The sequence below is a fragment of the Ollibium composti genome (assembly GCF_004801285.1).
GTDB classification, from domain to species: domain Bacteria; phylum Pseudomonadota; class Alphaproteobacteria; order Rhizobiales; family Rhizobiaceae; genus Mesorhizobium; species Mesorhizobium composti.
Genome location: NZ_SSNY01000010.1, coordinates 94,786 through 116,515, shown reverse-complemented (window position 1 = coordinate 116,515; position 21,730 = coordinate 94,786). Strand labels below are relative to the sequence as shown.

At 65.8% G+C, this 21,730-nt stretch carries 21 protein-coding genes and 1 pseudogene; 11 read left to right on the top strand and 11 right to left on the bottom strand.

Annotation, left to right across the window (positions count from 1 at the left end):
- Nucleotides 1-22: 22 nt before the first annotated feature.
- The 5 genes from E6C48_RS16930 to corA all read left to right on the top strand — a co-directional run bounded on the left by E6C48_RS16930 (nucleotide 23) and on the right by corA (nucleotide 5,851).
- A complete protein-coding gene (locus E6C48_RS16930) occupies nucleotides 23-673 on the top strand; it encodes an RNA-binding protein (RefSeq protein WP_136359436.1) in 651 nt (216 codons plus the stop codon).
- Nucleotides 670-3,243 (top strand): translation initiation factor IF-2, encoded by a 2,574-nt coding sequence (gene infB, locus E6C48_RS16925; protein WP_136359350.1) that lies wholly within the window; start codon nucleotides 670-672, stop codon nucleotides 3,241-3,243. Before E6C48_RS16930 ends, infB begins: the two co-directional genes overlap by 4 nt.
- An 86-nt stretch (nucleotides 3,244-3,329) precedes the next feature.
- A complete protein-coding gene (gene rbfA / locus E6C48_RS16920; RefSeq protein ID WP_136359349.1) occupies nucleotides 3,330-3,737 on the top strand; it encodes a 30S ribosome-binding factor RbfA in 408 nt (135 codons plus the stop codon).
- Nucleotides 3,738-4,691: a tRNA pseudouridine(55) synthase TruB gene (gene truB / locus E6C48_RS16915; RefSeq protein ID WP_136359347.1), complete on the top strand. Its 954-nt coding sequence runs from the start codon at nucleotides 3,738-3,740 to the stop codon at nucleotides 4,689-4,691. It begins immediately after the preceding gene.
- Nucleotides 4,692-4,762: 71 nt separating this feature from the next.
- Complete coding sequence (gene corA / locus E6C48_RS16910; protein WP_136359345.1) at nucleotides 4,763-5,851, top strand: magnesium/cobalt transporter CorA; 1,089 nt, start codon at nucleotides 4,763-4,765, stop codon at nucleotides 5,849-5,851.
- A 51-nt stretch (nucleotides 5,852-5,902) separates the two neighbouring features.
- On the opposite strand, the gene E6C48_RS16905 is transcribed toward corA, so the two are convergent.
- The 3 genes from E6C48_RS16905 to E6C48_RS16895 are packed head-to-tail and all read right to left on the bottom strand — an operon-like array spanning nucleotide 5,903 to nucleotide 8,586.
- Nucleotides 5,903-6,934 (bottom strand): ABC transporter substrate-binding protein, encoded by a 1,032-nt coding sequence (locus tag E6C48_RS16905; protein ID WP_136359343.1) that lies wholly within the window; start codon nucleotides 6,932-6,934, stop codon nucleotides 5,903-5,905.
- Nucleotides 6,935-6,964: 30 nt separating this feature from the next.
- Nucleotides 6,965-7,735: an ABC transporter permease gene (locus E6C48_RS16900; RefSeq protein ID WP_136359435.1), complete on the bottom strand. Its 771-nt coding sequence runs from the start codon at nucleotides 7,733-7,735 to the stop codon at nucleotides 6,965-6,967.
- Nucleotides 7,735-8,586 (bottom strand): ABC transporter ATP-binding protein, encoded by an 852-nt coding sequence (locus tag E6C48_RS16895; RefSeq protein WP_136359341.1) that lies wholly within the window; start codon nucleotides 8,584-8,586, stop codon nucleotides 7,735-7,737. The genes E6C48_RS16900 and E6C48_RS16895 overlap by 1 nt, the downstream gene beginning before the upstream one ends.
- Nucleotides 8,587-8,831: 245 nt before the next feature.
- Here E6C48_RS16895 and rpsO point away from each other — a divergent pair, with 245 nt between their 5' ends.
- The 4 genes from rpsO (at nucleotide 8,832) to E6C48_RS16875 (ending at nucleotide 13,111) form a co-directional block, all read left to right on the top strand.
- Complete coding sequence (gene rpsO, locus E6C48_RS16890) at nucleotides 8,832-9,101, top strand: 30S ribosomal protein S15 (RefSeq protein WP_136359339.1); 270 nt, start codon at nucleotides 8,832-8,834, stop codon at nucleotides 9,099-9,101.
- Between the two features lie 275 nt (nucleotides 9,102-9,376).
- Entirely contained in the window at nucleotides 9,377-11,521 is a 2,145-nt protein-coding gene (pnp, locus tag E6C48_RS16885; RefSeq protein WP_136359337.1) for a polyribonucleotide nucleotidyltransferase, read from the top strand.
- Between the two features lie 138 nt (nucleotides 11,522-11,659).
- Nucleotides 11,660-12,067 carry a cytidine deaminase family protein gene (locus E6C48_RS16880; protein ID WP_136359335.1) on the top strand — a complete coding sequence of 136 codons (408 nt, stop codon included), beginning with the start codon at nucleotides 11,660-11,662 and terminating at the stop codon, nucleotides 12,065-12,067.
- Between the two features lie 30 nt (nucleotides 12,068-12,097).
- Nucleotides 12,098-13,111 carry a class I SAM-dependent methyltransferase gene (locus E6C48_RS16875; RefSeq protein ID WP_136359333.1) on the top strand — a complete coding sequence of 338 codons (1,014 nt, stop codon included), beginning with the start codon at nucleotides 12,098-12,100 and terminating at the stop codon, nucleotides 13,109-13,111.
- Between the two features lie 21 nt (nucleotides 13,112-13,132).
- On the opposite strand, the gene fabI is transcribed toward E6C48_RS16875, so the two are convergent.
- Genes fabI through fabA form a run of 3 tightly spaced genes read right to left on the bottom strand, consistent with a single transcriptional unit; the run spans nucleotide 13,133 to nucleotide 15,729 of the window.
- The gene (gene fabI / locus E6C48_RS16870) at nucleotides 13,133-13,945 is read right to left on the bottom strand and encodes an enoyl-ACP reductase FabI (RefSeq protein ID WP_136359331.1); all 813 of its coding nucleotides are present in this window, start codon (nucleotides 13,943-13,945) and stop codon (nucleotides 13,133-13,135) included.
- Nucleotides 13,946-13,957: 12 nt separating this feature from the next.
- Nucleotides 13,958-15,181, bottom strand: coding sequence for a beta-ketoacyl-ACP synthase I (gene fabB / locus E6C48_RS16865; RefSeq protein ID WP_136359329.1), 1,224 nt, complete (start codon nucleotides 15,179-15,181; stop codon nucleotides 13,958-13,960).
- A 32-nt stretch (nucleotides 15,182-15,213) separates the two neighbouring features.
- On the bottom strand, nucleotides 15,214-15,729 hold the full coding sequence (gene fabA / locus E6C48_RS16860) for a 3-hydroxyacyl-[acyl-carrier-protein] dehydratase FabA (protein WP_136359327.1): 516 nt from the start codon (nucleotides 15,727-15,729) through the stop codon (nucleotides 15,214-15,216).
- Between the two features lie 252 nt (nucleotides 15,730-15,981).
- On the opposite strand from fabA, the gene irrA reads away from it, so the two are divergent.
- Nucleotides 15,982-16,413, top strand: a complete 432-nt coding sequence (irrA, locus tag E6C48_RS16855) for an iron response transcriptional regulator IrrA (RefSeq protein WP_136359434.1) — start codon at nucleotides 15,982-15,984, stop codon at nucleotides 16,411-16,413.
- Between the two features lie 241 nt (nucleotides 16,414-16,654).
- Here the strand turns inward: irrA and E6C48_RS16850 are convergent, their stop codons facing one another.
- Nucleotides 16,655-17,203 (bottom strand): SH3 domain-containing protein, encoded by a 549-nt coding sequence (locus E6C48_RS16850; RefSeq protein ID WP_136359325.1) that lies wholly within the window; start codon nucleotides 17,201-17,203, stop codon nucleotides 16,655-16,657.
- 183 nt (nucleotides 17,204-17,386) lie between these two features.
- On the opposite strand from E6C48_RS16850, the gene E6C48_RS16845 reads away from it, so the two are divergent.
- Nucleotides 17,387-18,388: a 2-hydroxyacid dehydrogenase gene (locus E6C48_RS16845; protein WP_136359323.1), complete on the top strand. Its 1,002-nt coding sequence runs from the start codon at nucleotides 17,387-17,389 to the stop codon at nucleotides 18,386-18,388.
- Between the two features lie 15 nt (nucleotides 18,389-18,403).
- On the opposite strand, the gene E6C48_RS16840 is transcribed toward E6C48_RS16845, so the two are convergent.
- The 4 genes and pseudogenes from E6C48_RS16840 to E6C48_RS16830 form a co-directional block, all read right to left on the bottom strand.
- Nucleotides 18,404-18,997, bottom strand: coding sequence for a GNAT family N-acetyltransferase (locus tag E6C48_RS16840; RefSeq protein WP_230978815.1), 594 nt, complete (start codon nucleotides 18,995-18,997; stop codon nucleotides 18,404-18,406).
- Entirely contained in the window at nucleotides 18,994-19,416 is a 423-nt protein-coding gene (locus tag E6C48_RS23130) for an aconitase X swivel domain-containing protein (RefSeq protein ID WP_206086521.1), read from the bottom strand. Before E6C48_RS23130 ends, E6C48_RS16840 begins: the two co-directional genes overlap by 4 nt.
- A gap of 216 nt (nucleotides 19,417-19,632) precedes the next feature.
- Nucleotides 19,633-20,829: pseudogene (locus E6C48_RS16835) on the bottom strand (aconitase X); the annotation flags it as partial.
- A 1-nt stretch (nucleotide 20,830) separates the two neighbouring features.
- On the bottom strand, nucleotides 20,831-21,589 hold the full coding sequence (locus E6C48_RS16830) for a molybdopterin-synthase adenylyltransferase MoeB (protein WP_136359432.1): 759 nt from the start codon (nucleotides 21,587-21,589) through the stop codon (nucleotides 20,831-20,833).
- Between the last annotated feature and the right edge of the window lie 141 nt (nucleotides 21,590-21,730).

Sequence of the window (21,730 nt, the reverse complement as noted above, 5' to 3'; positions counted from 1 at the left end):
ATCGGGGCAGCCCTTGGACGAGATGAACGATCGCACCTGCATCGTCACCAGGAAGCACGCCGAGCCGGATGACCTCATCCGGTTCGTCGTCGGCCCGGATTCGGCCGTCGTCCCCGATCTGAAGCGAACCTTGCCCGGCCGCGGTTGCTGGGTCAGCGCCGAGCGCCTATATGTCGACAAGGCGGCGGCCAAGGGCCATTTTGCCCGCGCCTTCAAGCGGCAGGTCGTCGTGCCCCCCGATCTCGGCGCCATGGTCGACGCTTTGCTGGCGAAGGCGGTACTGGGGTCGCTGGGCCTTGCCCGCAAGGCAGGTATGGTGGCGCTGGGAGCGGCCAAGGTCGACGGCGCCGTCCGCTCCGGCAAGGCGGTTGCCGTGCTGCATGCGGCCGAGGCTTCCGAGGACGGCGTGCGCAAGATCAGCCAGGCCCGGCGCGCCACCGTCCATCTTGGCGGGCCTGCCATCCCTGCCTACAAACTTTTCGCCGAGGCGGAATTGGGTTTGGCATTGGGGGGGGCAAATGTGATACATGCTGCCGTTCTCGCGTCGGACGCGGGTCGCGCGGTCCTGAAGCGCATGGTTGCGCTCGACCGATACCGGGGCGGTTCCCTGGATGATTTGGCAATGCTTGCGGCGGTTGCCGGCGAAGATGATGCCGCAGAGGATGTGGAATGAGCGATACGAAATCGGGTGACGACAAGACCTTGAGCGTTACCCCCAAGAAGACCTTGACCTTGAAGCGACCGGGTGTCGAACAGAGCACCGTGCGGCAGAATTTCTCGCACGGCCGCACCAAGTCGGTCGTCGTCGAGACCAAGCGCAAGTTCATAAAGCCCGGCGAGAAGCCGGAGCCGGTTGCTGTCTTCACGCCGCGGCCGACGCCGGCCGCGATAGCGGCCGCGCCTGCGCCGGCAGCGCCCGAGCCGCGCACGCCCGCGCCGCCGCCCCCCGCGCCGCCGCCACAGGAGCGGATGGTCCTCAACGAGCTGTCGCGTGGCGAGATGGAAGCCCGCCGCCGCGCTCTCGAGGGTTCGCAGGCGCGTGAGGCCGAGGATCGCGCCCGCGCCGCCGAGGACGCCAAGCGCCGTGCCGAGGAAGATGAGCGCCGCAAGCGCGAGCGCGAGGAATCGGCGCGCCGCCAGGCGGAAGAGGAAGCGCGCCTGAAGGCCGAGGCGGAATCGCGCCGCCGCGCCGAGGAAGAAGCGCGTCGCCGTGCGCCGCAGACGGCCGAGGCCGCCGGTGGCGACGAGGAGGAAGCACGGCCGCGCGGCCGTGGCCCGGTCGCCCCCATGCGCCGTCCCGTCGCGCCGGAAGTGGCAAGGCCGGCCCGCACCAAGGGCGAGGCTGACCGTCGCCAGGGCAAGCTGACGCTGAACAGCGCCCTGTCTTCCGAGGATGGCGACGCCCGCGCCCGTTCGCTGGCGGCCATGCGCCGCCGCCAGGAGAAATTCAAGCGCGCCATGCACAATGAGCCGCGCGAAAAGGTGATGCGCGAAGTGACCATTCCCGAGACGATCACCATCCAGGAACTGGCGCAGCGCATGTCCGAGCGCGCCGTCGACGTGGTGAAGTTCTTCATGAAGCAGGGCCAGATCATGAAGCCCGGCGACGTCATCGACGCCGACACGGCCGAACTGGTCGCTTCCGAATTCGGCCACACCGTCAAGCGCGTCGCCGAGTCCGACATCGAGGAGGGGCTGTTCAACATCCCCGACCGCGAGGAGGATCTTGTGTCGCGGCCGCCGGTGGTCACGATCATGGGCCACGTCGACCACGGCAAGACCTCGCTGCTCGACGCCATCCGCAACGCCCACGTCCAGTCGGGCGAGGCGGGCGGCATCACCCAGCACATCGGCGCCTATCAGGTCGAGAAGAACGGCCAGCAGATCACCTTCATCGACACGCCCGGCCACGCCGCCTTCACGGCGATGCGGGCGCGCGGCGCACAGTCCACCGACATCGCCGTTCTGGTGGTGGCGGCCGACGACAGCGTGATGCCGCAGACGGTGGAATCCATCAATCACGCCCGCGCCGCCGGCGTGCCGATCATCGTCGCCATCAACAAGGTCGACAAGCACGAGGCCAACCCCCAGAAGGTGCGCACCCAGCTTCTCCAGCACGAGATCGTGGTGGAAGAGATGGGCGGCGAGACGCTGGACGTCGAGGTCTCGGCCAAGACGGGCGCCGGCATCGACAAGCTCCTGGAAGCCATTCTGTTGCAGGCCGAAATCCTCGACCTCAAGGCCAATCCCGATCGCACCGCCGAAGGCGTCGTCATCGAGGCGCGGCTGGACAAGGGCCGCGGCCCGGTCGCCACCGTGCTGGTGCAGACCGGTACGCTGCTGCCCGGCGAGATCCTCGTCGCCGGCAACGAGTGGGGCCGCGTGCGCGCACTGGTCAACGACCGTGGCGAGCAGGTCAAGGAAGCGCCGCCGGCAATGCCCGTCGAGGTGCTCGGTCTCCAGGGTACGCCCCAGGCGGGCGACCGCTTCGCCATCGTCAACAACGAGGCCCGCGCCCGCGAGATCACCGAATACCGTCAGCGGCTCGCCCGCGACAAGGCGGTGGCCAAGCATGCTGGCCAGCGCGGCTCGCTCGAGCAGATGATGTCGCAGCTCCAGCAGGCCGGCACCAAGGAGTTCCCGCTCATCATCAAGGGCGACGTGCAGGGCTCCATCGAGGCGATCGACGCGGCACTCGAAAAGCTCGGCAACGACGAGGTGCGCGCGCGCATCGTCCATTCGGGCGCCGGCGCCATCACCGAGAGCGACGTGACGCTGGCCGAAACGTCGGGAGCCGCCATCATCGGCTTCAACGTGCGTGCCAACGCGCAGGCCAGGCAGGCGGCCGAGCAGGCCGACATCGAGATCCGCTACTACAACATCATCTACAACCTCGTGGATGACGTGAAGGCGGCGATGTCAGGCATGCTGTCGCCGGAACGCCGCGAGACCTTCATCGGCAACGCCGAGATCCTGGAGGTGTTCAACATCACCAAGGTCGGCAAGGTCGCGGGCTGCCGCGTCACCGAAGGCAAGGTCGAGCGCGGCGCGGGCGTGCGCCTGATCCGCGACAACGTCGTCATTCACGAAGGCACGCTGAAGACCTTGAAGCGCTTCAAGGACGAGGTGCCGGAGGTTCCCGTCGGGCAGGAATGCGGCATGGCGTTCCAGAACTACGAGAACATCCAGGTCGGCGACATCATCGAGTGCTTCCGCGTCGAGATGGTGACGCGCACGCTATGACCGGACGAGGAAGGCGGTAGCCGCCTTCCGTTTCAGGCAACGGCGCGGTCCCATCCCGCGCCGTTTGACTTTCAGGACAGACGACAATGCCCCGTTCCAACACTTCCGGTCCCTCCCAGCGCATGTTGCGCGTCGGCGAGCAGGTGCGCCATGCGCTTTCCGACCTGCTCCAGCGCGGCGAGGTGCGCGACGACCTGATCGAGACGACGGTGATCTCGGTGTCGGAAGTGCGCATGTCGCCGGACCTGAAGATCGCCACCGCCTTCGTTGCGCCGCTCGGTGCCAAGGACGACGCCGCGGTGGTCGAGGCGCTGAACCGGCACGCGCGCTTCATTCGCGGCCGCATGTCGCCGGCGCTCAGGCAGATGAAATACATGCCCGAATTCCGCTTCCGGCTCGACACCAGCTACGACAATTTCCAGAAGATCAACGATCTCCTGCATTCGCCCGAGGTCGCGCGCGACCTGCGGCATGACGACGAGAATGAGGAATAGATGTCCCGCCCGCGCAAGAAGAAGGGCCGGCCCGTTTCCGGCTGGGTGATCCTCGACAAGCCGGTCGGCATGGGCTCGACCGAAGCCGTCTCGAAGATCAAGTGGCTGTTTCAGGCCGAGAAGGCCGGCCATGCCGGCACGCTCGACCCGCTGGCGTCCGGCATGCTGCCGATCGCGCTCGGCGAGGCGACCAAGACGGTGCCCTACGTGCAGGACGGCGCCAAGGTCTACCGCTTCACGGTGGCCTGGGGCGAGGAGCGTTCCACCGACGACCTCGAAGGCCCGGTGACCAAAAGCTCCGACAGGCGCCCGTTGGAGGCGGAAGTGCGCGCCGTCATGCCGAAATACACCGGCGTCATCATGCAGACGCCGCCGCAGTTTTCCGCCATCAAGATCGCCGGCGAGCGCGCCTACGACCTTGCACGCGAGGGCGAGACGGTGGAGATACCCGCCCGGGAAGTCGAAATCGGTAGATTGGATATCGTCGAGCATTCCGCCGACCGTACCGTCTTCGAGATCGAGTGCGGCAAGGGCACCTATGTGCGCTCGCTCGCGCGCGACATGGGCCGCGACCTCGGCTGCTATGGTCACATCGCGGAACTGCGCCGCACCGAGGTCGATCCCTTCACGCCGGACGATTTCGTCACCGTCAAGGAACTGGAACTGGCGCGCTTCGGTGAGGCCGGCCAGCCCGAGAGCGGCGAACTGCCGATGGATTTCGCCGCGATAGACGATTTCCTCATCGATACGGTGGCGGCGCTCGATTGCCTGCCGCAGGTCGCCGTCGGCGACGACGCGGCGACCAAGCTCAGACTCGGCAACGCCGTCATCGTGCGCGGCCGCGACGCACCGCTGGAGGCCGAGGAGGCCTGCGCCACCGCGCGCGGCCGCCTCGTCGCCATCGGTGCCATCGAGCACGGCATGTTCAAGCCGAAAAGGGTCTTCGTCGGCTGAGGCCAACCTCCGGCAGGGCATTCACGCTCAAGCCGACTCGCAATAGGCTTGGCCCGATCGGGAATCGGCACATGGCGAAGGCTGACGGCAAACGTATCAGGCGCAAGGCGCGGCGCTCGCCGGTCGGCGCCTCGCCCGGCACGCTGATCGCCGATCCGTCCGCGCAACAGACCCGGCTGACGCTGACGCTGATCGCGGCGGAGAAGACCAGGACCGTCCAGGACGCCGGCCTCAATGATGTGGTCAAGAGCCGCGGCCACTGGCCGCTGGTCTGGCTCGATTGCACCGGCCTTGCCGATATCGCGGTGGTCGAGGAGATCGGCCGCATTTTCGGCCTGCATCCGCTGGCCCTGGAAGACGTCGTCAACACCGGCCAGCGTCCGAAGGTCGATTTCTATGACGACCACGCCTTCGTCGTCCTGTCGATGATCGACGATCCGGCCACCCACCGCTACGAGCAGATCGCCGTCTTCTTCGGCGACAATTTCGTCGTCACCTTCCAGGAGCGCGAGGGCGATCCGTTCGATCCCGTGCGCAAGCGCATCGAAAGCTCCAGCCCGAACCGGCTGCGCACGCGCGGCGCCGACTATCTCGCCTACGCGCTGATCGACGCCATCGTCGACAGCTACTTCGCTCCGATCGAGGCGTCCGGCGACATGGCCGAAAGAGTAGAAGACGCCATGCTGAATTCACCGCAGAAGCAGCAGATGCTGCAACTCCAGCAGATGCGCCGCCACATCAACGCCCTCAAGGGCGTGCTGTGGCCGTTGCGCGACGCGCTGGCGGCCATCGTCCGCAGCGAGGTCTCCTGCATTCACGCCGAGACGAAGGTGTTCTTCAACGACACGCTCGACCACGCCATCCGGCTGATCGAGATGGTCGAGACGGAGCGCGACACCATGACGGGGCTGATCGAGATGCACCTGTCGCTTTCCCAGGCGCGTACCAACGACGTCATCTCGCTGCTCACCATCGTCTCGGCAATCTTCATCCCGCTGACCTTCCTGGTAGGTGTCTGGGGCATGAACTTCGATCCCGACACCTCGCCCTGGAACATGCCGGAACTGCGCGCCTATTACGGCTATCCGGCCGCGCTGGGCTTCATGGTCGCCGTGGCGGTCGCGATGTATATCTACTTCAAGCGCAAGAAGTGGCTATGAAAACGGGGCCGATACGGCCCCGTTGAAAGTTATCATCGTGGGTAAGGCGCTTCAGATTTTCGCCGCCTGCACGAATTTCGGATCGAACGTCTTTTCGTAGGGCACGTCGGCGTTGGCGAGTTCCGGGTCGAGCTTCTTCAGCACTCCCATCATCGAATCGTAGCCTTCCTTGGTCACCATGCCGTCCGGCGAATACATCTCCTTGGAATTCTGGAAAGCCTGCATATAGAGGTCCTTGTTGCCGAGCAGGTATTCCTCCGGCACCGTGGCGGCGACGTCTTCGGGCTTGGCCTCGCTGATCCACTTCAGTGCCTTCATGAAGGCGTTGACCGTGCGCTGCATGGTAACGGGATTGGCCTCGGCGAAGGCGCGCTGGACATAGACCGTCGCCGCCGGGTTCGGCCCGCCGAACAGGGCGCGCGTGCCCGCTTCCGTGCGTGTGTCGAGCAGCACGGCGATATCGCCCTCGAATTGCAGTTGCGCGATCACCGGGTCGAGATGCGACAGGCCGTCGATCTCGCCTTTCTTGATCGCCGCGACCGCGCTGGCGCCGCCGCCGATGCCGATCATGGCGACGTCGTCGGCCTTCAGGCCGTTCTTCTGCAACGCGTATTGCAGCATCAGCGCTGTCGAGGAGCCCGGCGCGGTGACGCCCATCTTCCTGCCCTTGAGGTCGGCAACCGACTTGATCTCTCCGGCAAGGTCCTTGCGCACCGCAATCACGATGCCCGGGAAGCGGCCGAGGTCGCAGACGGCGGTGATGTCCTGACCCTTGTCCTGCATGCGGATGGTATGCTCGTAGGCGCCGGTAACGACGTCGACCGAACCGCCGATCAGCGCCTGCAGCGATTTCGAACCGCCGGCGAAGTCGTTGATCGTGACGTTCAGCCCTTCCTCCTTGAAGAAGCCCTTCCGTTCGGCGATCGTCAGCGGGAGGTAGTAGAGCAGCGGCTTGCCGCCGACGCCGAGCGTGAGATCCGGCTTTTCCGGCGCGGCGTCCTCGGCCGTCGCCGGCAGCATGCTAAAGAGCGGCGCAGCGAGGCCGATGCCCGCGGTTCCGATCAGGAAATCTCTGCGTTTCATGGTCTTTCCTCCTTCATGTTTCGGATAGGCTCAGCGGCCGCGCCACGCCAGAAGCCGCTTCTCGACCAGCCCGACCAGCCAGTCGACCAAGAGAACGAAGGCCATCAGCACGAACATGCCGGCGAACACGCCGGTGACGTCGAAGACGCCTTCCGCCTGCTGGATGAGATAGCCGAGGCCGGCGGCGGAGCCGAGATATTCGCCGACGACGGCACCGACCACGGCGAAGCCGACGGAGGTGTGCAGGCTGGAGAACATCCACGACAATGCCGACGGCAGATAAACATGCCGGAGCAACTGCCGCTCGTTCATGCCCAGCATGCGCGCGTTGGAGAGCACCGTCGGGCTGACTTCCTTGACGCCCTGGTAGACGTTGAAGAAGACGATGAAGAAGACCAGCGTGATGCCGAGCGCAACCTTCGACCAGATGCCGAGGCCGAACCACAGCGCGAAGATCGGCGCCAGCACGACGCGCGGCAGGGCGTTGGCGGCCTTGACGTAGGGATCGAAGACGGCGGCGACCAGCGGTTTGCGCGCGAACCAGAAGCCGAACAGCACGCCGCCGGCAGCGCCGATGAGGAAGGCGAGGATCGATTCCGACAGCGTGATCCACAGGTGATACCAGATCGAGCCTTCGAACACCCACTCACCGACGCGGCGCATGACGCTCACCGGATCGCCGAAGAAGAAAGCGACGGTCTTGGGGTTGCCGAACAGCGTCGTCGTCGAGGCGAGGTGCCATAGAACGACGATGGCGACGGCCACGAGGATTTGCAGGGAAATCAGGGCGGCGCGGTTCATCATGAGGCGACCGATGCCTTGGTATCGGACACGGCGCCGGTCTGGCGATAGGCGGCGATCACCTCGTCGCGAAGTGCGTTCCAGATGGTGCGGTGGAGGTCGTTGAACAGTGGATCGTGGCGGATTTCGCCGATCTCGCGCGGACGGGCCAGCGGGATCGTATAGTCGCCGATGATGCGCGAGCGCGGCCCCGCTGACATGATGATGACACGGTCGGACAGCGCGATGGCCTCGTCGAGGTCATGGGTGACGAACAGCACCGCCTTGCGGTCTTCCGACCACAGGTTGAGCAGCAGGTCGCCCATGATGAGCCGCGTCTGCGCGTCGAGCGGGCCGAAGGGCTCGTCCATCAGGAGCAGCTTTGGATTGCGGATCAGCACCTGGGCCAGGCCGACGCGCTTGCGCTGGCCGCCGGACAGCATTTGCGGATAGCGGTCGGCGAAGGCGCTTAAGCCGACGCGCTCCAGCCAGCCTTGCGCCTCGCGCCGGGCCTCGGCACGGGCGACGCCCGCGATCTCCAGCCCGATGGCGACGTTCTCGATGACCGTCTTCCACGGCATCAGCGCATCCTGCTGGAAGAGGTAGCCGGCCGACTTGTTCATGCCGGTGAGCGGCTGGCCGAAGATACTGACCGCTCCTTGCGCCGGCTTCAGCAGCCCGGCCGTCGCGTTGAGCAGGGTGGACTTGCCGCATCCGGTGGGACCGACGATGGCGACGAACTGATGGGCGCCGACGGCGAGGTCGGTCGGCGCGACGGCGTCGAAACGGCGGCCCTGCGCGAGATCGAATGAAATTGCCACCCCGTCCAGATGGACGGCGTCCTGCGGGGTCTGGCCAGTCTCAGCCTGCATTTGTCCTCCCGGCCGGGTTGGCCATTCCACTTTTAGGTCAGTCAAACTGACATGACCAGAGCCGGGGTTGCAAAAACGCCGGACCAGCCTTTCTCGGGACGGGACTAGCCAGACGCGGCAAAATCGCCTATATGCGCGCCAGCTTGGCCGGCAGGAAGCTGGTCCGAGCCGTTTGTACTGGCCTTTGCTGGACGACATCCCGGCTCAAGGCGTCCCGTTTCCTCCAACAGACAAGGAAAAGCACGATGTCGGTTACTGCCGAACGCAAGAAGGAATTGATGGCTCAGTTCGCCACCGTCAAGGGCGACACCGGTTCGCCGGAGGTGCAGGTCGCCATCCTTTCGGAGCGCATCAAGAATCTGACCGAGCACTTCAAGGGCCACAAGAAGGACAACCATTCCCGCCGTGGCCTGCTCGCTCTCGTTTCCCAGCGCCGCAGCCTGCTTGACTACCTCAAGCGCAAGGATGAGGCGCGTTACCAGACGCTGATCGAGAAACTCGAACTGCGTCGCTGACCATTCGGCCGGCGGGCTCTCTTCAAGAGGGTCCGCCGGTCGCGCATCCGGGCCGCGCATAGAGCGTCGGTCCGAACGGCTTTTCGCTGCAGAGGGCAGCCTGAAGCCGCCCATGGACGGTCATGGGGCAGGATTGCAGGACGCTCGCGCCGACCGCCGGCGGCAATTGATCGAGCTTCCCGTTGTCTTGCCCGTGGCTGCCCTGAACGAAGCCAGGGAAGGGGGCAGTCGCGCACAAAGGTGTCGCGGCCCCTTTCGCACACGAAGGACAAGATATGTTCAATCACCACAAGGTGGAAATCGAATGGGGCGGCCGTCCGCTCATCCTCGAAACCGGCAAGATCGCGCGCCAGGCTGACGGCGCGGTGCTGGCGACCTACGGCGAGACCGTCGTTCTCGCCACCGTCGTTTCGGCCAAGGAGCCGAAGCCGGGCTTCGATTTCTTCCCGCTGACCGTCAACTACCAGGAAAAGACCTTCGCGGCCGGCAAGATCCCCGGCGGCTACTTCAAGCGCGAGGGCCGTCCGTCCGAGAACGAGACGCTGGTGTCGCGCCTGATCGACCGGCCGATCCGCCCGCTCTTCGCCGACGGCTACAAGAACGACACGCAGGTCATCGTCACCGTCGTCCAGCATGACCTGGAGAACAACCCCGACATCGTCGCCATGGTCGCGGCCTCGGCTGCGCTGACGCTCTCCGGCGTGCCCTTCATGGGCCCGATCGGCGGCGCCCGCGTCGGCTACATCAACGGCGAATACGTGCTCAACCCGCATCTCGACGAGATGCCGGAATCGAAGCTCGACCTCGTCGTCGCCGGCACGTCCGACGCGGTCATGATGGTCGAGTCCGAGGCGAAGGAGCTGTCCGAGGACGTGATGCTCGGCGCGGTCACGTTCGGCCACAAGGGCTTCCAGCCGGTGATCGAGGCGATCATCAAGCTGGCCGAAGTCGCCGCCAAGGACCCGCGCGATTTCACCTCGCCGGATTATTCCGAGCTCGAAGGCGAAATGCTCAAGGTCGTCGGCGACGAACTGCGCGACGCCTACAAGATCACCGACAAGCAGCACCGCTATGCCGCCGTCGACGCCGTCAAGGCGAAGGTGAAGACGGCCTTCGCGCCGGCCGAGGGCGAAGAGGCGAAGTACACGTCCGAGCAGATCGGCACCGTGTTCAAGGAGCTCCAGGCCAAGGTCGTGCGCTGGAACATCCTCGACACTTCGTCCCGCATCGACGGCCGTGACCTCAAGACGGTCCGCCCGATCGTCGCCGAAGTCGGCGTGCTGCCGCGCACCCACGGTTCGGCGCTGTTCACCCGCGGCGAGACGCAGGCGCTGGTCGTCGCCACGCTCGGCACCGGCGAGGACGAGCAGTACATCGACGAACTGACCGGCACGCGCAAGGAAACCTTCCTGCTGCACTACAACTTCCCGCCCTACTCGGTCGGCGAGACCGGCCGCATGGGTTCGCCGGGCCGCCGCGAGATCGGCCACGGCAAGCTCGCCTGGCGCGCCGTCCACCCGATGCTGCCCGTTGCCGAGCAGTTCCCCTACACGCTGCGCGTCGTCTCCGAGATCACCGAGTCCAACGGCTCGTCCTCGATGGCCACCGTCTGCGGCACCTCGCTGGCGCTGATGGATGCCGGCGTGCCGCTGGCAAAGCCCGTCGCCGGCATCGCCATGGGTCTCATCAAGGAAGGCGAGCGCTTCGCGGTGCTTTCCGACATCCTGGGCGACGAGGACCACCTCGGCGACATGGACTTCAAGGTGGCCGGCACCGCCGGCGGCATCACCTCGCTGCAGATGGACATCAAGATCGACGGCATTACCGAGGAGATCATGAAGGTCGCTCTCGGCCAGGCCAAGGACGGTCGCCTGCATATCCTCGGCGAGATGGCCAAGGCGCTTTCCGAGGGCCGCAAGGAACTCGGCGAGTTCGCCCCGCGCATCGAGGTCATGCACATCCCGACCGACAAGATCCGCGACGTCATCGGCTCCGGCGGCAAGGTCATCCGAGAGATCGTGGAAAAGACCGGTGCCAAGATCAACATCGAGGACGACGGCACGGTCAAGATCGCTTCGTCGAACGCCAAGGAGATCGAGGCGGCCAAGAAGTGGATCCACACCATCGTGGCTGAGCCGGAAGTCGGCGAGATCTATGAAGGCACGGTCGTCAAGACCGCCGATTTCGGCGCCTTCGTCAATTTCTTCGGCCCGAAGGACGGTCTGGTCCACATCTCGCAGCTCTCTAACGAGCGCGTCGCCAAGACCACCGACGTCGTCAAGGAAGGCGACAAGGTCTGGGTCAAGCTGATGGGCTTCGACGAGCGCGGCAAGGTACGCCTCTCCATGAAGGTCGTCGACCAGGCGACCGGCAAGGAGATCGTCAGGGAAAAGAAGGCGGACGCCGAAGACGCGGCCTGATTTCTGCCTTCAACGGAAATGCGGACGGGCGCGGCGCAAGCCGCGCCCGTTTTGCTTGGGCCCCGCCTGTCTCGCCGGCCTCGATCCGTGCTATAGGCGCCCGCGCCGGCGGGACGTGAACGAGACAGGGAGACGACGATGGCAAACTTCGATCACAGGGCGTTGCAGGCGACGGCGCTAAAGGTCGCCGGCGATTTCGTCTGTTCGGAAGACCTGTCCGCCGGCGGCGTGGCGTCTGCGCTGGTGACGGCATCCGGCAGCGTCCACACCGGCATCTGCATAGACACGGCTTGCAGCCTCGGCTTCTGCGCCGAACACGCCGCCATCGCCGATATGCTCAAGAGCCGGCAGACCCGCATCGTCGCCATCGTGGCGATGAACGCCGACGGCGCGGTGATGCCGCCGTGCGGCCGCTGCCGCGAATTGATCCGGCAGGTGGACCCCGGCAATTGGCACACCGCCGTTGTCGTGGCACCGGACACGGTGGTCACGCTCGCCGAGTTGCTGCCGTTCGCCGCGCCCGTCAGGCCAGCCGTTGCAGGCTGATCGCGGCGGGCGATCGTGCTATCGGGGGCCATGGCGACCGATTCATTGAAAACCCTGTTCCATCCCTTTGCGGCCGGCGACCTCGACCTGCCCGACCGGAATGTGCGTGTCCTGTTCCTCGGCGCCGAGCCGGGGTTCCGCCTGCCGGAGGGCTGGGCCGCGCCGATCCACATCGTGCAGGGTTTCAGGCCGGATTTCCGTGCGCTGGAGCGCAGTGACCTTACAGTGACGCCGCGCGCCGAAGGCGAAGGCTACGATCTCGCCCTGGTGCTGTCTGGCCGCCATCGCGGCCGGAACGAACTGAACGTTGCCGAGGCGATCGAGCGGACGAGGGCAGGCGCGTTAATCGCTGTCGCCGGCGCCAGGGACGACGGCATCGCCAGCCTGCGCAAGCGGCTGGGCAGCCTCGTCGAAATCGAGGGGTCGCTGCCGAAGTATCACGGCCTCGCCTTCTGGTTCCGGCGGCCTGCCGAAGATGGCGTGGCCTCGGCCTTGCGCGACGCCAATCCGGCCGTCCGGGTGGAAAACCGTTTCCTCGCGGCGCCCGGCATGTTCTCGTACGATCGGATCGATGCCGGTTCGCGCCTGTTGGCGCGGAACCTGCCCGGCGACCTAGCCGGGGCGGTCGGCGATTTCTGCGCCGGCTGGGGCTATCTGGCCGCCGAAATCGCGCGGCAGTGCCCGGCGGTATCGGCGCTCGACCTCTATGAGGCCGATTTCGAGGCACTTGAGGCGGCAAAGGGCAATCTGCAAGGGATTGCGCCGAAAACGGCGTTCTTCTGGCACGATCTTTTGGCAGAGCCGGTCGAGCGTCGCTACGACGCGGTCGTGATGAACCCGCCGTTCCACAAGGGGCGCGCGGCCGAGCCGGACATCGGTGCCGGCATGATCCGTGCCGCCGCCAAGGCCTTGAAGCCTGGCGGCAGGTTGCTCATGGTGGCGAACCGGCAATTGCCCTACGAGCCCGTGCTGGCGGAAGCCTTCTCCAGCCAGACGGAAATCGCCCGCGATGCCGCCTTCAAGGTGCTTTCGGCACGCCGCTGAGGCGCCGCCGGCGACGCTCGTTTATTCGTGCCCGCTGTCGGTATGCTTCAGCTCGTCGAGCGTCGGCATCGACACGATGTGATAGCCCGAATCGACGTAGTGGATTTCGCCGGTTACGCCCGACGACAGGTCTGACAGCAGGTAGAGCGCCGAGCCGCCGACCTCGTCGATGTTGACGGTGCGCCGAAGCGGCGAGTTGCGCTGCTGGTAGGAATACATATAGCGCGCGTCGGAAATGCCGGCGCCCGCCAGCGTGCGCACCGGCCCCGCCGAGATGCCGTTCACGCGGATGCCGCGCGGTCCGTAGTCGTTGGCGAGGTAGCGCACGCTCGCCTCCAGCCCGGCCTTGGCGACGCCCATGACGTTGTAGTTCGGCATGACGCGCACGGAACCCGCATAGGTCAGTGTCACCATGGCGCCGCCGTCCGTCATCAGCCCTGCCGCGTGGCGGGCGATCTCGGTGAAGGAATAGCAGGAGATCACCATGGTGCGGACGAAATTCTCGCGGCTGGTGTCGGCGTAGAGACCCTTCAACTCGTTCTTGTCGGAGAAGCCGATGGCGTGGACGACGAAGTCCAGCCCGCCCCATTCCTGCTTCAGCGTGTCGAAGGTGGCGGCGACCGAAGCGCTGTCCTCGACGTCGCACGGCACGACCAGTTTCGCGCCTGCCTGGTCGGCCAACGGCTTGACGCGGCGGCCGAAGGCCTCGCCCTGATAGGTGAAGGCGAGTTCCGCGCCGTGCTCGGAGAGTTTCTTCGCGATGCCCCAGGCGATCGAGTGGTCGTTGGCGACGCCCATGACGAGGCCGCGCTTGCCTTTCATCAGACCTTCCATGGCAGGATTTCCTCAGCCGTTGTAGCGCTGGAAGACCAGGGTGGCGTTGGTGCCGCCGAAGCCGAAGGAGTTCGACAGCGCCGTGTCGATCTTGGCATTGTCGATGCGCTTGCGCACGATCGGCATGCCCTCGAATTCCGGGTCGAGATTCTCGATGTGGGCGCTCTCGCCGATGAATCCGCCCTGCATCATCAAAAGCGAATAGATCGATTCCTGCACGCCCGCCGCGCCCAGCGAGTGGCCGGTGAGCGACTTGGTCGAGGTAATGTTCGGCATCTTGTCGCCGAACACCTCGCGGATGGCGCCCATTTCCTTGGAATCGCCGACTGGCGTCGAGGTGCCGTGCGTGTTGATGTAGTCGACCGGTCCCTTCACCGTGGAAAGCGCCTGCCGCATGCAGCGGATCGCGCCTTCGCCGGATGGCGCTACCATGTCGTAGCCGTCCGAGGTCGCGCCGTAGCCGACGATCTCGGCATAGATCTTGGCGCCGCGCGCCTTGGCGCGCTCGAGTTCCTCCAGCACCAGCACGCCGGCGCCGCCGGCGATGACGAAGCCGTCGCGGTTCACGTCGTAGGCGCGCGAGGCCACGGATGCCCGGTCGTTGAACTTGGACGACATCGCGCCCATGGCGTCGAACAGGTTCGACATGGTCCAGTCGAGGTCTTCGTGGCCGCCGGCGAACATCACGTCCTGCTTGCCCCACTGGATCATCTCTGCGGCATTGCCGATGCAGTGCGCCGAGGTCGAGCAGGCCGAGGAGATCGAATAGTTGACGCCGTGGATCTTGAACCAGGTGGCGAGCGTGGCCGACGCCGTCGACGACATCGCCTTCGGCACGGCGAACGGGCCGATTCGCTTCGGGCTGCCGTTCTTCAGCGTGGTTTCGGCAGCTTCGACGATGGTGCGCGTCGAGGGACCGCCCGAGCCCATGATGATGCCGGTTCGGGGGTTGTCCGAGATGTCGCTTTCCTCAAGGCCGCTGTCGGCGATGGCCTGCTTCATCGCCACGTGGTTCCACATGCCGCCCTGCGACAGGAAGCGGGCGGCACGCCGGTCGACGAGGTCGGTCGTGTCCAGGTTCGGCGCGCCCCAGACCTGGCAGCGGAAGCCGTGCTCGGCGAAGGATTCGGAAAAGCTGATGCCCGATTTGGCGTCGTGCAGCGAGGCGCTCACTTCGTCAGCGTTGTTGCCGATGGACGACACGATGCCCAGGCCTGTGACTACGACTCGTCTCATGCGCAAGCTCCTCGCGGGAAAGCTGTTCTGGTTCAGGCTGCCGATTGCTTCGACAGGCCGACCTTCAGGTCGGTTGCGGAATAGATAGGCTCGCCGTCCGCCTTCAGCCAGCCGTCGGCGATGCCGAGCACCAGCCGGCCGCGCATCACGCGCTTGAAGTCGATGCCGTATTCCACCAGCTTGACCGACGGCGTGACCATTCCCTTGAACTTCACCTCGCCGGTGGACAGCGCCATGCCCTTGCCGGGCTCGCCGAGCCAGCCGAGGAAAAAGCCGGTGAGCTGCCACATGGCGTCCAACCCCAGGCAGCCCGGCATGATCGGATTGTCGATGAAATGGCAGGGGAAGAACCATTTGTCGCGGTTGATGGCGAAATCCGCGCGGATGAAACCCTTGTCGAAGGCGCCGCCGGTCTCGCTGATTTCGGTGATGCGGTCGAACATCAGCATCGGCGGATAGGGCAACTGCGCATTGCCGGGGCCGAACAATTCGCCCTTCGCGCAGGCCAGGAGATCCTCATAGTCGTAGCTCGACTTTCGATCCGCCATTGAACTCGTCCCCGTTCCTGCGGGCTGTGCCGCGCTGTTTCGACGTCTGTCGCGACGTTCGTAGCATAACCCGTTTGCGCCGGAAAACCGGCTGTCCGATCGGTCCAGAGGCTCTAACCTGCCCCACTGCGCGGGTCAATGCGCGCTATTGATCGTGTTGAGCCGACAGAATATATGTCGGGGAACGCATGGGTTCGAGGAAAGCGCCGTTTTTCCTTTCGCGATCGTGCGGAGACGGATTGCTGCTGGGTGATGGACGACAACGGGCAGGCGAAAACGACCACGGTTGATCGGCGGGTGCGTGAGGCCGGGCTGAGGCCGACGCGCCAGCGCGTCGCCTTGGCCGAATTGCTGTTCGCCAAGGGCGATCGCCATCTGTCGGCCGAGGAACTGCACGAGGAGGCGCAGGTCGCCGGCGTGCCGGTGTCGCTGGCCACCGTCTACAATGCGCTGCACCAGTTCACGCAGGCCGGCCTGCTGCGCATTCTCGCGGTCGAAGGCGCCCGCACCTACTTCGACACCAACACGTCCGACCACCATCATTTCTTCGTCGAGGGCGAGAACCGGGTTTTCGACATCGAGCATGGCCCGGTCACGGTCGGCAACCTGCCGGAACCGCCGGACGGCATGGAAATCGCCAATGTCGACGTGGTGGTGAGGCTGCGCGCCAAGCGCGGTTGCTGAAGCGGCGCCGTGTGTCCTTCGAGGCTCGCCCGCCGAAGAAGGCGGTAATCGTCACGGCAATGCGGGCTCGCACCTCAGGATGAGGACTGTTGGTGCCTGTTATTCTCCGCTCGAGATAGTTTGGATGTGAAGCACACCAACCGCCCTCATCCTGAGGTGCGAGCCCGCACGGCATATCAAGAGTTGGATGAAGCACAGACTGGCGAGCCTCGAAGGACGCACGCCAATCGCGTCTTCGCCGTCAGTCCTTGATCTTCTCGCCGGGATAGGCGCCCCACAGCAGCGACTGATTGATCCAACCGGTGTGTCCGCCCAGCGTCATCTCGCACCAGTCCCCGGTGCAGGACTTGATCGTGCCGATCACGCCGGGATCGACCAGCGCGACGACGCCGGCGCCCTTGTCGGGATCGCCCAGCAGCTTGATCTCGGCGTCCTTGCCGCGCTGCCACGGCGCCACCATCGCCGTGCGCTTGCCCGACAGCAGCGATTGGTTGATCCAGCCTTCGGAGCCTTCGGCATCGCGCACCTTACGCCATGTGTCATACTCCTGCACGATCTCCATCGGCAGGCCGGCTTTCAGGTACATCCAGTTGACGGAATAGTTCACGCCCGGCCCGATGCGCGAGTTGACCCGGCCGGACTTCAAGCTGACGAATCGCGGCAGCGGCAGGCCGCTCGGGCCGAGCGTCACGCTCTGGGCAGCGCCTTGCGCGGCGGACGGCAAGGGGTGGAAGGCTGCGCCCAGCAAGGCTGCGCTGACGATCATGCGGAGCGACGCGAAACCAAACACTTTCATTCCCCAGATGTTGCCGTTCACTTGACCGCGCCGCTTGCCCGCAGGCCCGCGCGACACCCTTTTTCTTTGTCATCGGCGGCAGCGCTTGATACATGAAGCAAAGGGCGCTGCCACCGGTTTGCAGTTTCGCCCGTCTTGGTTAAAGAGCTCTCAACGAATCCGGGATCGAGGGAAGGAATGGCGGCCAAGAAGAAGCCTCTCGTCGTCATCACGCGCAAGCTGCCGGATCCGGTCGAGACGCGCATGCGCGAGCTGTTCGACGCCCGGCTGAACGTCGAGGACCGGCCGATGAGCCATGACGAGCTGGTCGCCGCCGTCAGGGAAGCCGACGTGCTGGTGCCGACCATCACCGACACGATCGACGCCGCACTGATCGGCGAGGCCGGGGAGAACCTGAAGCTGATCGCCAATTTCGGCAACGGCGTCGACAAGATCGACATCGCCGCCGCGGCAAAGCGCGGCATCGCCGTCACCAATACGCCGAACGTTCTGACCGAAGATACCGCCGACATGACCATGGCGCTGATGCTCGCCGTGCCGCGCCGGCTGGCCGAAGGCGCCAACGTGCTTCCCGGCGATAAGAAATGGCCAGGCTGGTCGCCGACCTGGATGCTCGGCCGCCGCATCGGCGGCAAGCGCCTCGGCATCGTCGGCATGGGCCGCATCGGCACGGCGGTCGCGCGCCGCGCCAAGGCGTTCGGCCTGTCCATCCACTATCACAACCGCCACCGCGTCCTGCAGGCGGTGGAGGACGAACTGGAGGCGACCTACTGGGAAAGCCTCGACCAGATGCTGGCGCGGATGGACATCATCTCGGTCAACTGCCCCTCGACGCCGGCCACGTTCCATCTCCTGTCGGCGCGGCGGCTGGCGCTGATGCAGCCCACTTCCTACATCGTCAACACCGCGCGCGGCGACATCATCGACGAGGATGCGTTGGTCAAGCTCATCCAGGACGGCAAGATCGCGGGCGCGGGGCTGGACGTCTACGAGAACGAGCCAGCCCTCAACACGAAGCTGTTGAAGCTCGCCGCCCGCGGCAAGGTCGTGCTGCTGCCGCATATGAGTTCGGCCACGCTGGAAGGCCGCATCGACATGGGCGAGAAGGTCATCATCAACATCCGCGCCTTCTTCGACGGCCATCGTCCGCCCGACCGCGTGCTGCCGCTCAGGACCTGACGTCCGCGTTCCGGGTTAGTGCGGCGACAGCGTGCGCGCCATGAAAACGTCGGTATGTCTGATGAATTCCGGCGTCTGGCGGAAACGCGGACACCGCGTGAAGCCGAAGGCCTCGTACACGGCGATCGCGTTTGTCATGTAGAACGTCGTGTGGAGGAGAACGGTTCGCCGCCGTCCCTTGTCGAGTTCCGCCATCGCGGCGGCCATCAGCGACCTGCCGATGCCCTTGCCTCGGAATTGCCTGTCGACGAAGAATTTTTCGATCTCCGAGGCCTGTTCGTCGAACGCTTCGAACGCGACGCATCCGGCCGGCACGTCCTCGACCCGCGCGAGAAACATCATGGCGTCCGGATGGTTATATTTCGCGACGAGGTCGCTGCCGCTCCGGTCGGGATGAAAGATCGCCGTTACGTCCGCAGCCGAGACGCCGTGCGGCGCAACCGCCTCGGCATCCCACTGCCCGAGCCTGCGGCAAAGGTCGGCGGCGACATCGAAATCCCGGGCGCTACGGGCAGGCATAACCGAGATCATCTCATCCCCCCGAGATCGCCAGTTATCTGCAGCAAAGCTAACATGAGCCGGGATGCGGGAACAGCTATGCGGTCTCAATCGGCAAAGGCGAGGGCTCCTTGCGCGTTGACGGTCACTCGCTTGCCGCGAAAGCGCCCGAACCAATCCCGGTCCAGTTTCACCGCCGGTGGCGTCTTCCAGCCCATTTCCCGTGCTACGATCAGGCCGAGCAGCAGGATCGCGTCGGGTTCGTGAAGAACGAGCGCGGCCGGCGCATGGCCGTTGTGAACGAGTTCCAGCAGCACCGCCGAGGCCGACGACGAGCCGATGGTGCCCGGCAGGAACAGCACCTTGCCCGCTATGGATTCGCCATGCTGCGGATGGCGCACGTCGGCGATCCGGCCAGTCTTCGCATCGACGCCGCCCCAGAAGCTGATGGGTGCGGTGAGGATGAGGGATTCGCCGGTGCCGGGAGGGCCGGGGACGAGGATTTCCGCCGTGGTTTCGTCCGCCGGTATTCGACCCCCACTCCGTCTTGCTTCGCAAGCCACCTCTCCCCCGTTCGACGGGGGAGAGGAAATGCCGGCCGCGAGCTTGGCACCCTTCCTCTCCCCTTTTAAGGGGGAGAGGTGGCTTGCGAAGCAAGACGGAGTGGGGGTACCTGCCTCGCTCACTTCACCCGCCATCAAATCCGAAAACACCGGCCGTCCGGCCACCGCGCTCTCGACGCAGTCGGCCAGTGAGCCATAGAGCACCCCATACCCGGTGTTGCCCGGAGCATAGTGTGCGAACTTGCCGGAATTGGTCATCAAAACGGCCCCGGCAAGGTCGGGCAGGATCGGGGTCACGACAACGCACGTGTCGGCGACGATGGTGACGCCCGCCGCCTCAAGTGCCTTGCGCCGTCCGTCGTTTTCCAGTTCGGCCAGCGCGTGGCGCCCGGTGCAGGCATAGAGCGGCACTTTCAGCCGCCGGCCGCCGATCAGCCTCTCCAGTGCCGCGAACTCGGCGGGCGACAGGTGCGGGCTGCCGATGGCCACTGCATCGATGCGGTCAGCGGCCTTTGCCGTCGACAGGGCCGCGCGTGCCGCCGCGACCATGTCCGGCGTGACCCGGATGACCGCCCGCGGCGGCAGGCCGCCGAGCGCGGTTGCCACATCCGTCGCTTCCGGCGTCACGCCGGCGATATGGAACAGCCCGACCGCGCCCGAGGATGCGGCGGCCGCGCCGAAGGCCTTCAGCGCGTCCTCGCCCGGATGGCCCTCGACGCCGGCGACGACGCCGATTGCCGTGCCGACCTCCCGGCCGAAAAGGCTGCCCAGCACCGGCCAGGCGATTTCCAAGCCGAGGAAGGCGCGGGGCAGGGCGGAAACGTCGAACACCACCTCTGCCAGCCGGTTCTCTGGCCGGTGCAGGCCGTAATCCGGCGCGCGGCCGGCGATGGCGCAGGCGATGTCGAGGAAATCGCCGTAGCGGTTGGTGCGCGCGCCGAGCACCGAGTTGCAGAAGACGACGGCGTTCGATTCGCCCCAGGCGACGTCCGTGCCGAAGGCCGGCCGATGCCCGGCCTGATAGGGCGCGCAGGTCCAGCTCGGCTCGCAGCCGAGTGTGCGGTAGGCGTCCATCATGCGCCGCGCCATGGCGCGCTCATGGCCTTCGAGCCGCACTTTCGAGCAGCCCATGAGGTCGAGCGCGCCGACATTGAGGGTTGACCGCACGGCGGCCCTGGCGCCGCCCTCGACCAGCCTTTCGGCGAACAGCGTGCCGGAATCGCCGTGGTAGAGCGCGCCGTCGATATGGGCCGAAGCGATGGGGATCAGGCGCGGCGCGCCAAGCAGACGGGCGCTCTCGGCGACCATGCGCATGGCGATTGCGGTGCCGTCGCGGCCGCCGGCGACTGCCTGTTCCTCGGCGGTCAGGGTGAGAGCCACGTCAGCGCCTCTTGTAGCGGATCGTCTCGAAGCGCGCCGCCAGCGCGTCGTAGAGCAGCAACCGGCCGACCAGCGGCTCGCCGATGCCGGTGATGAGCTTGATCGCCTCCATCGCCTGCAACGTACCCATGACGCCGGTCAGCGCGCCCAGAATACCGGCCTCGGCGCAGGAGGGCACGACGCCTGCGGGCGGCGGCTCGGGGAACAGGTCGCGATAGGAGGGATTCTGCTTGCCGTCCGTACCCATCTCGAACGGTTTCAGCACCGTCACGGAACCGTCGAAACGGCCGACGGCGGCATGGACCAGCGGCTTTTTCTCTTCCTCGCAAGCGTCCGCCACCGCATAGCGCGTGTCGAAATTGTCGGAACCGTCGACGGTGAGGTCGTAGCCGGCGACGAGGGCAGGGGCGTTGTCCGCCGTCAGCCGAAGCGCATGCAACTCGACCGTGATATGCGGGTTGATGCGCAGGATGGTTTCGCGCGCGCTTTCGCCTTTCGGGCGGCCGAGCGATTCGGTACCGTGGATGACTTGCCGCTGCAGGTTGGACAGCGAGACGGTGTCGTCGTCGACGATGCCGAGCGTACCGACGCCGGCGGCCGCCAGATATTCCAGCACCGGCGCGCCAAGCCCGCCGGCGCCGATGACCAGCACCCGCGCCCGTTTCAGTTTCTGCTGCCCAGGCCCGCCCACCTCCGGCAGCACGATATGGCGCGCATAGCGCTCAAGTTCCTCGTCGGACAGGGGCAGGGCGGTCGTCATGGTCGAACCATAGAGCGCGAATATCTCCTCGTCATCCCGGCCGCTGCCGAACGGCGAAGCCGTGAGGCGAAAGCCGGGATCCATGCCGGAACGTCGGCTAGGTTACGGAATGGATCCCGGATATTCCTTTCTCGCTTCGCT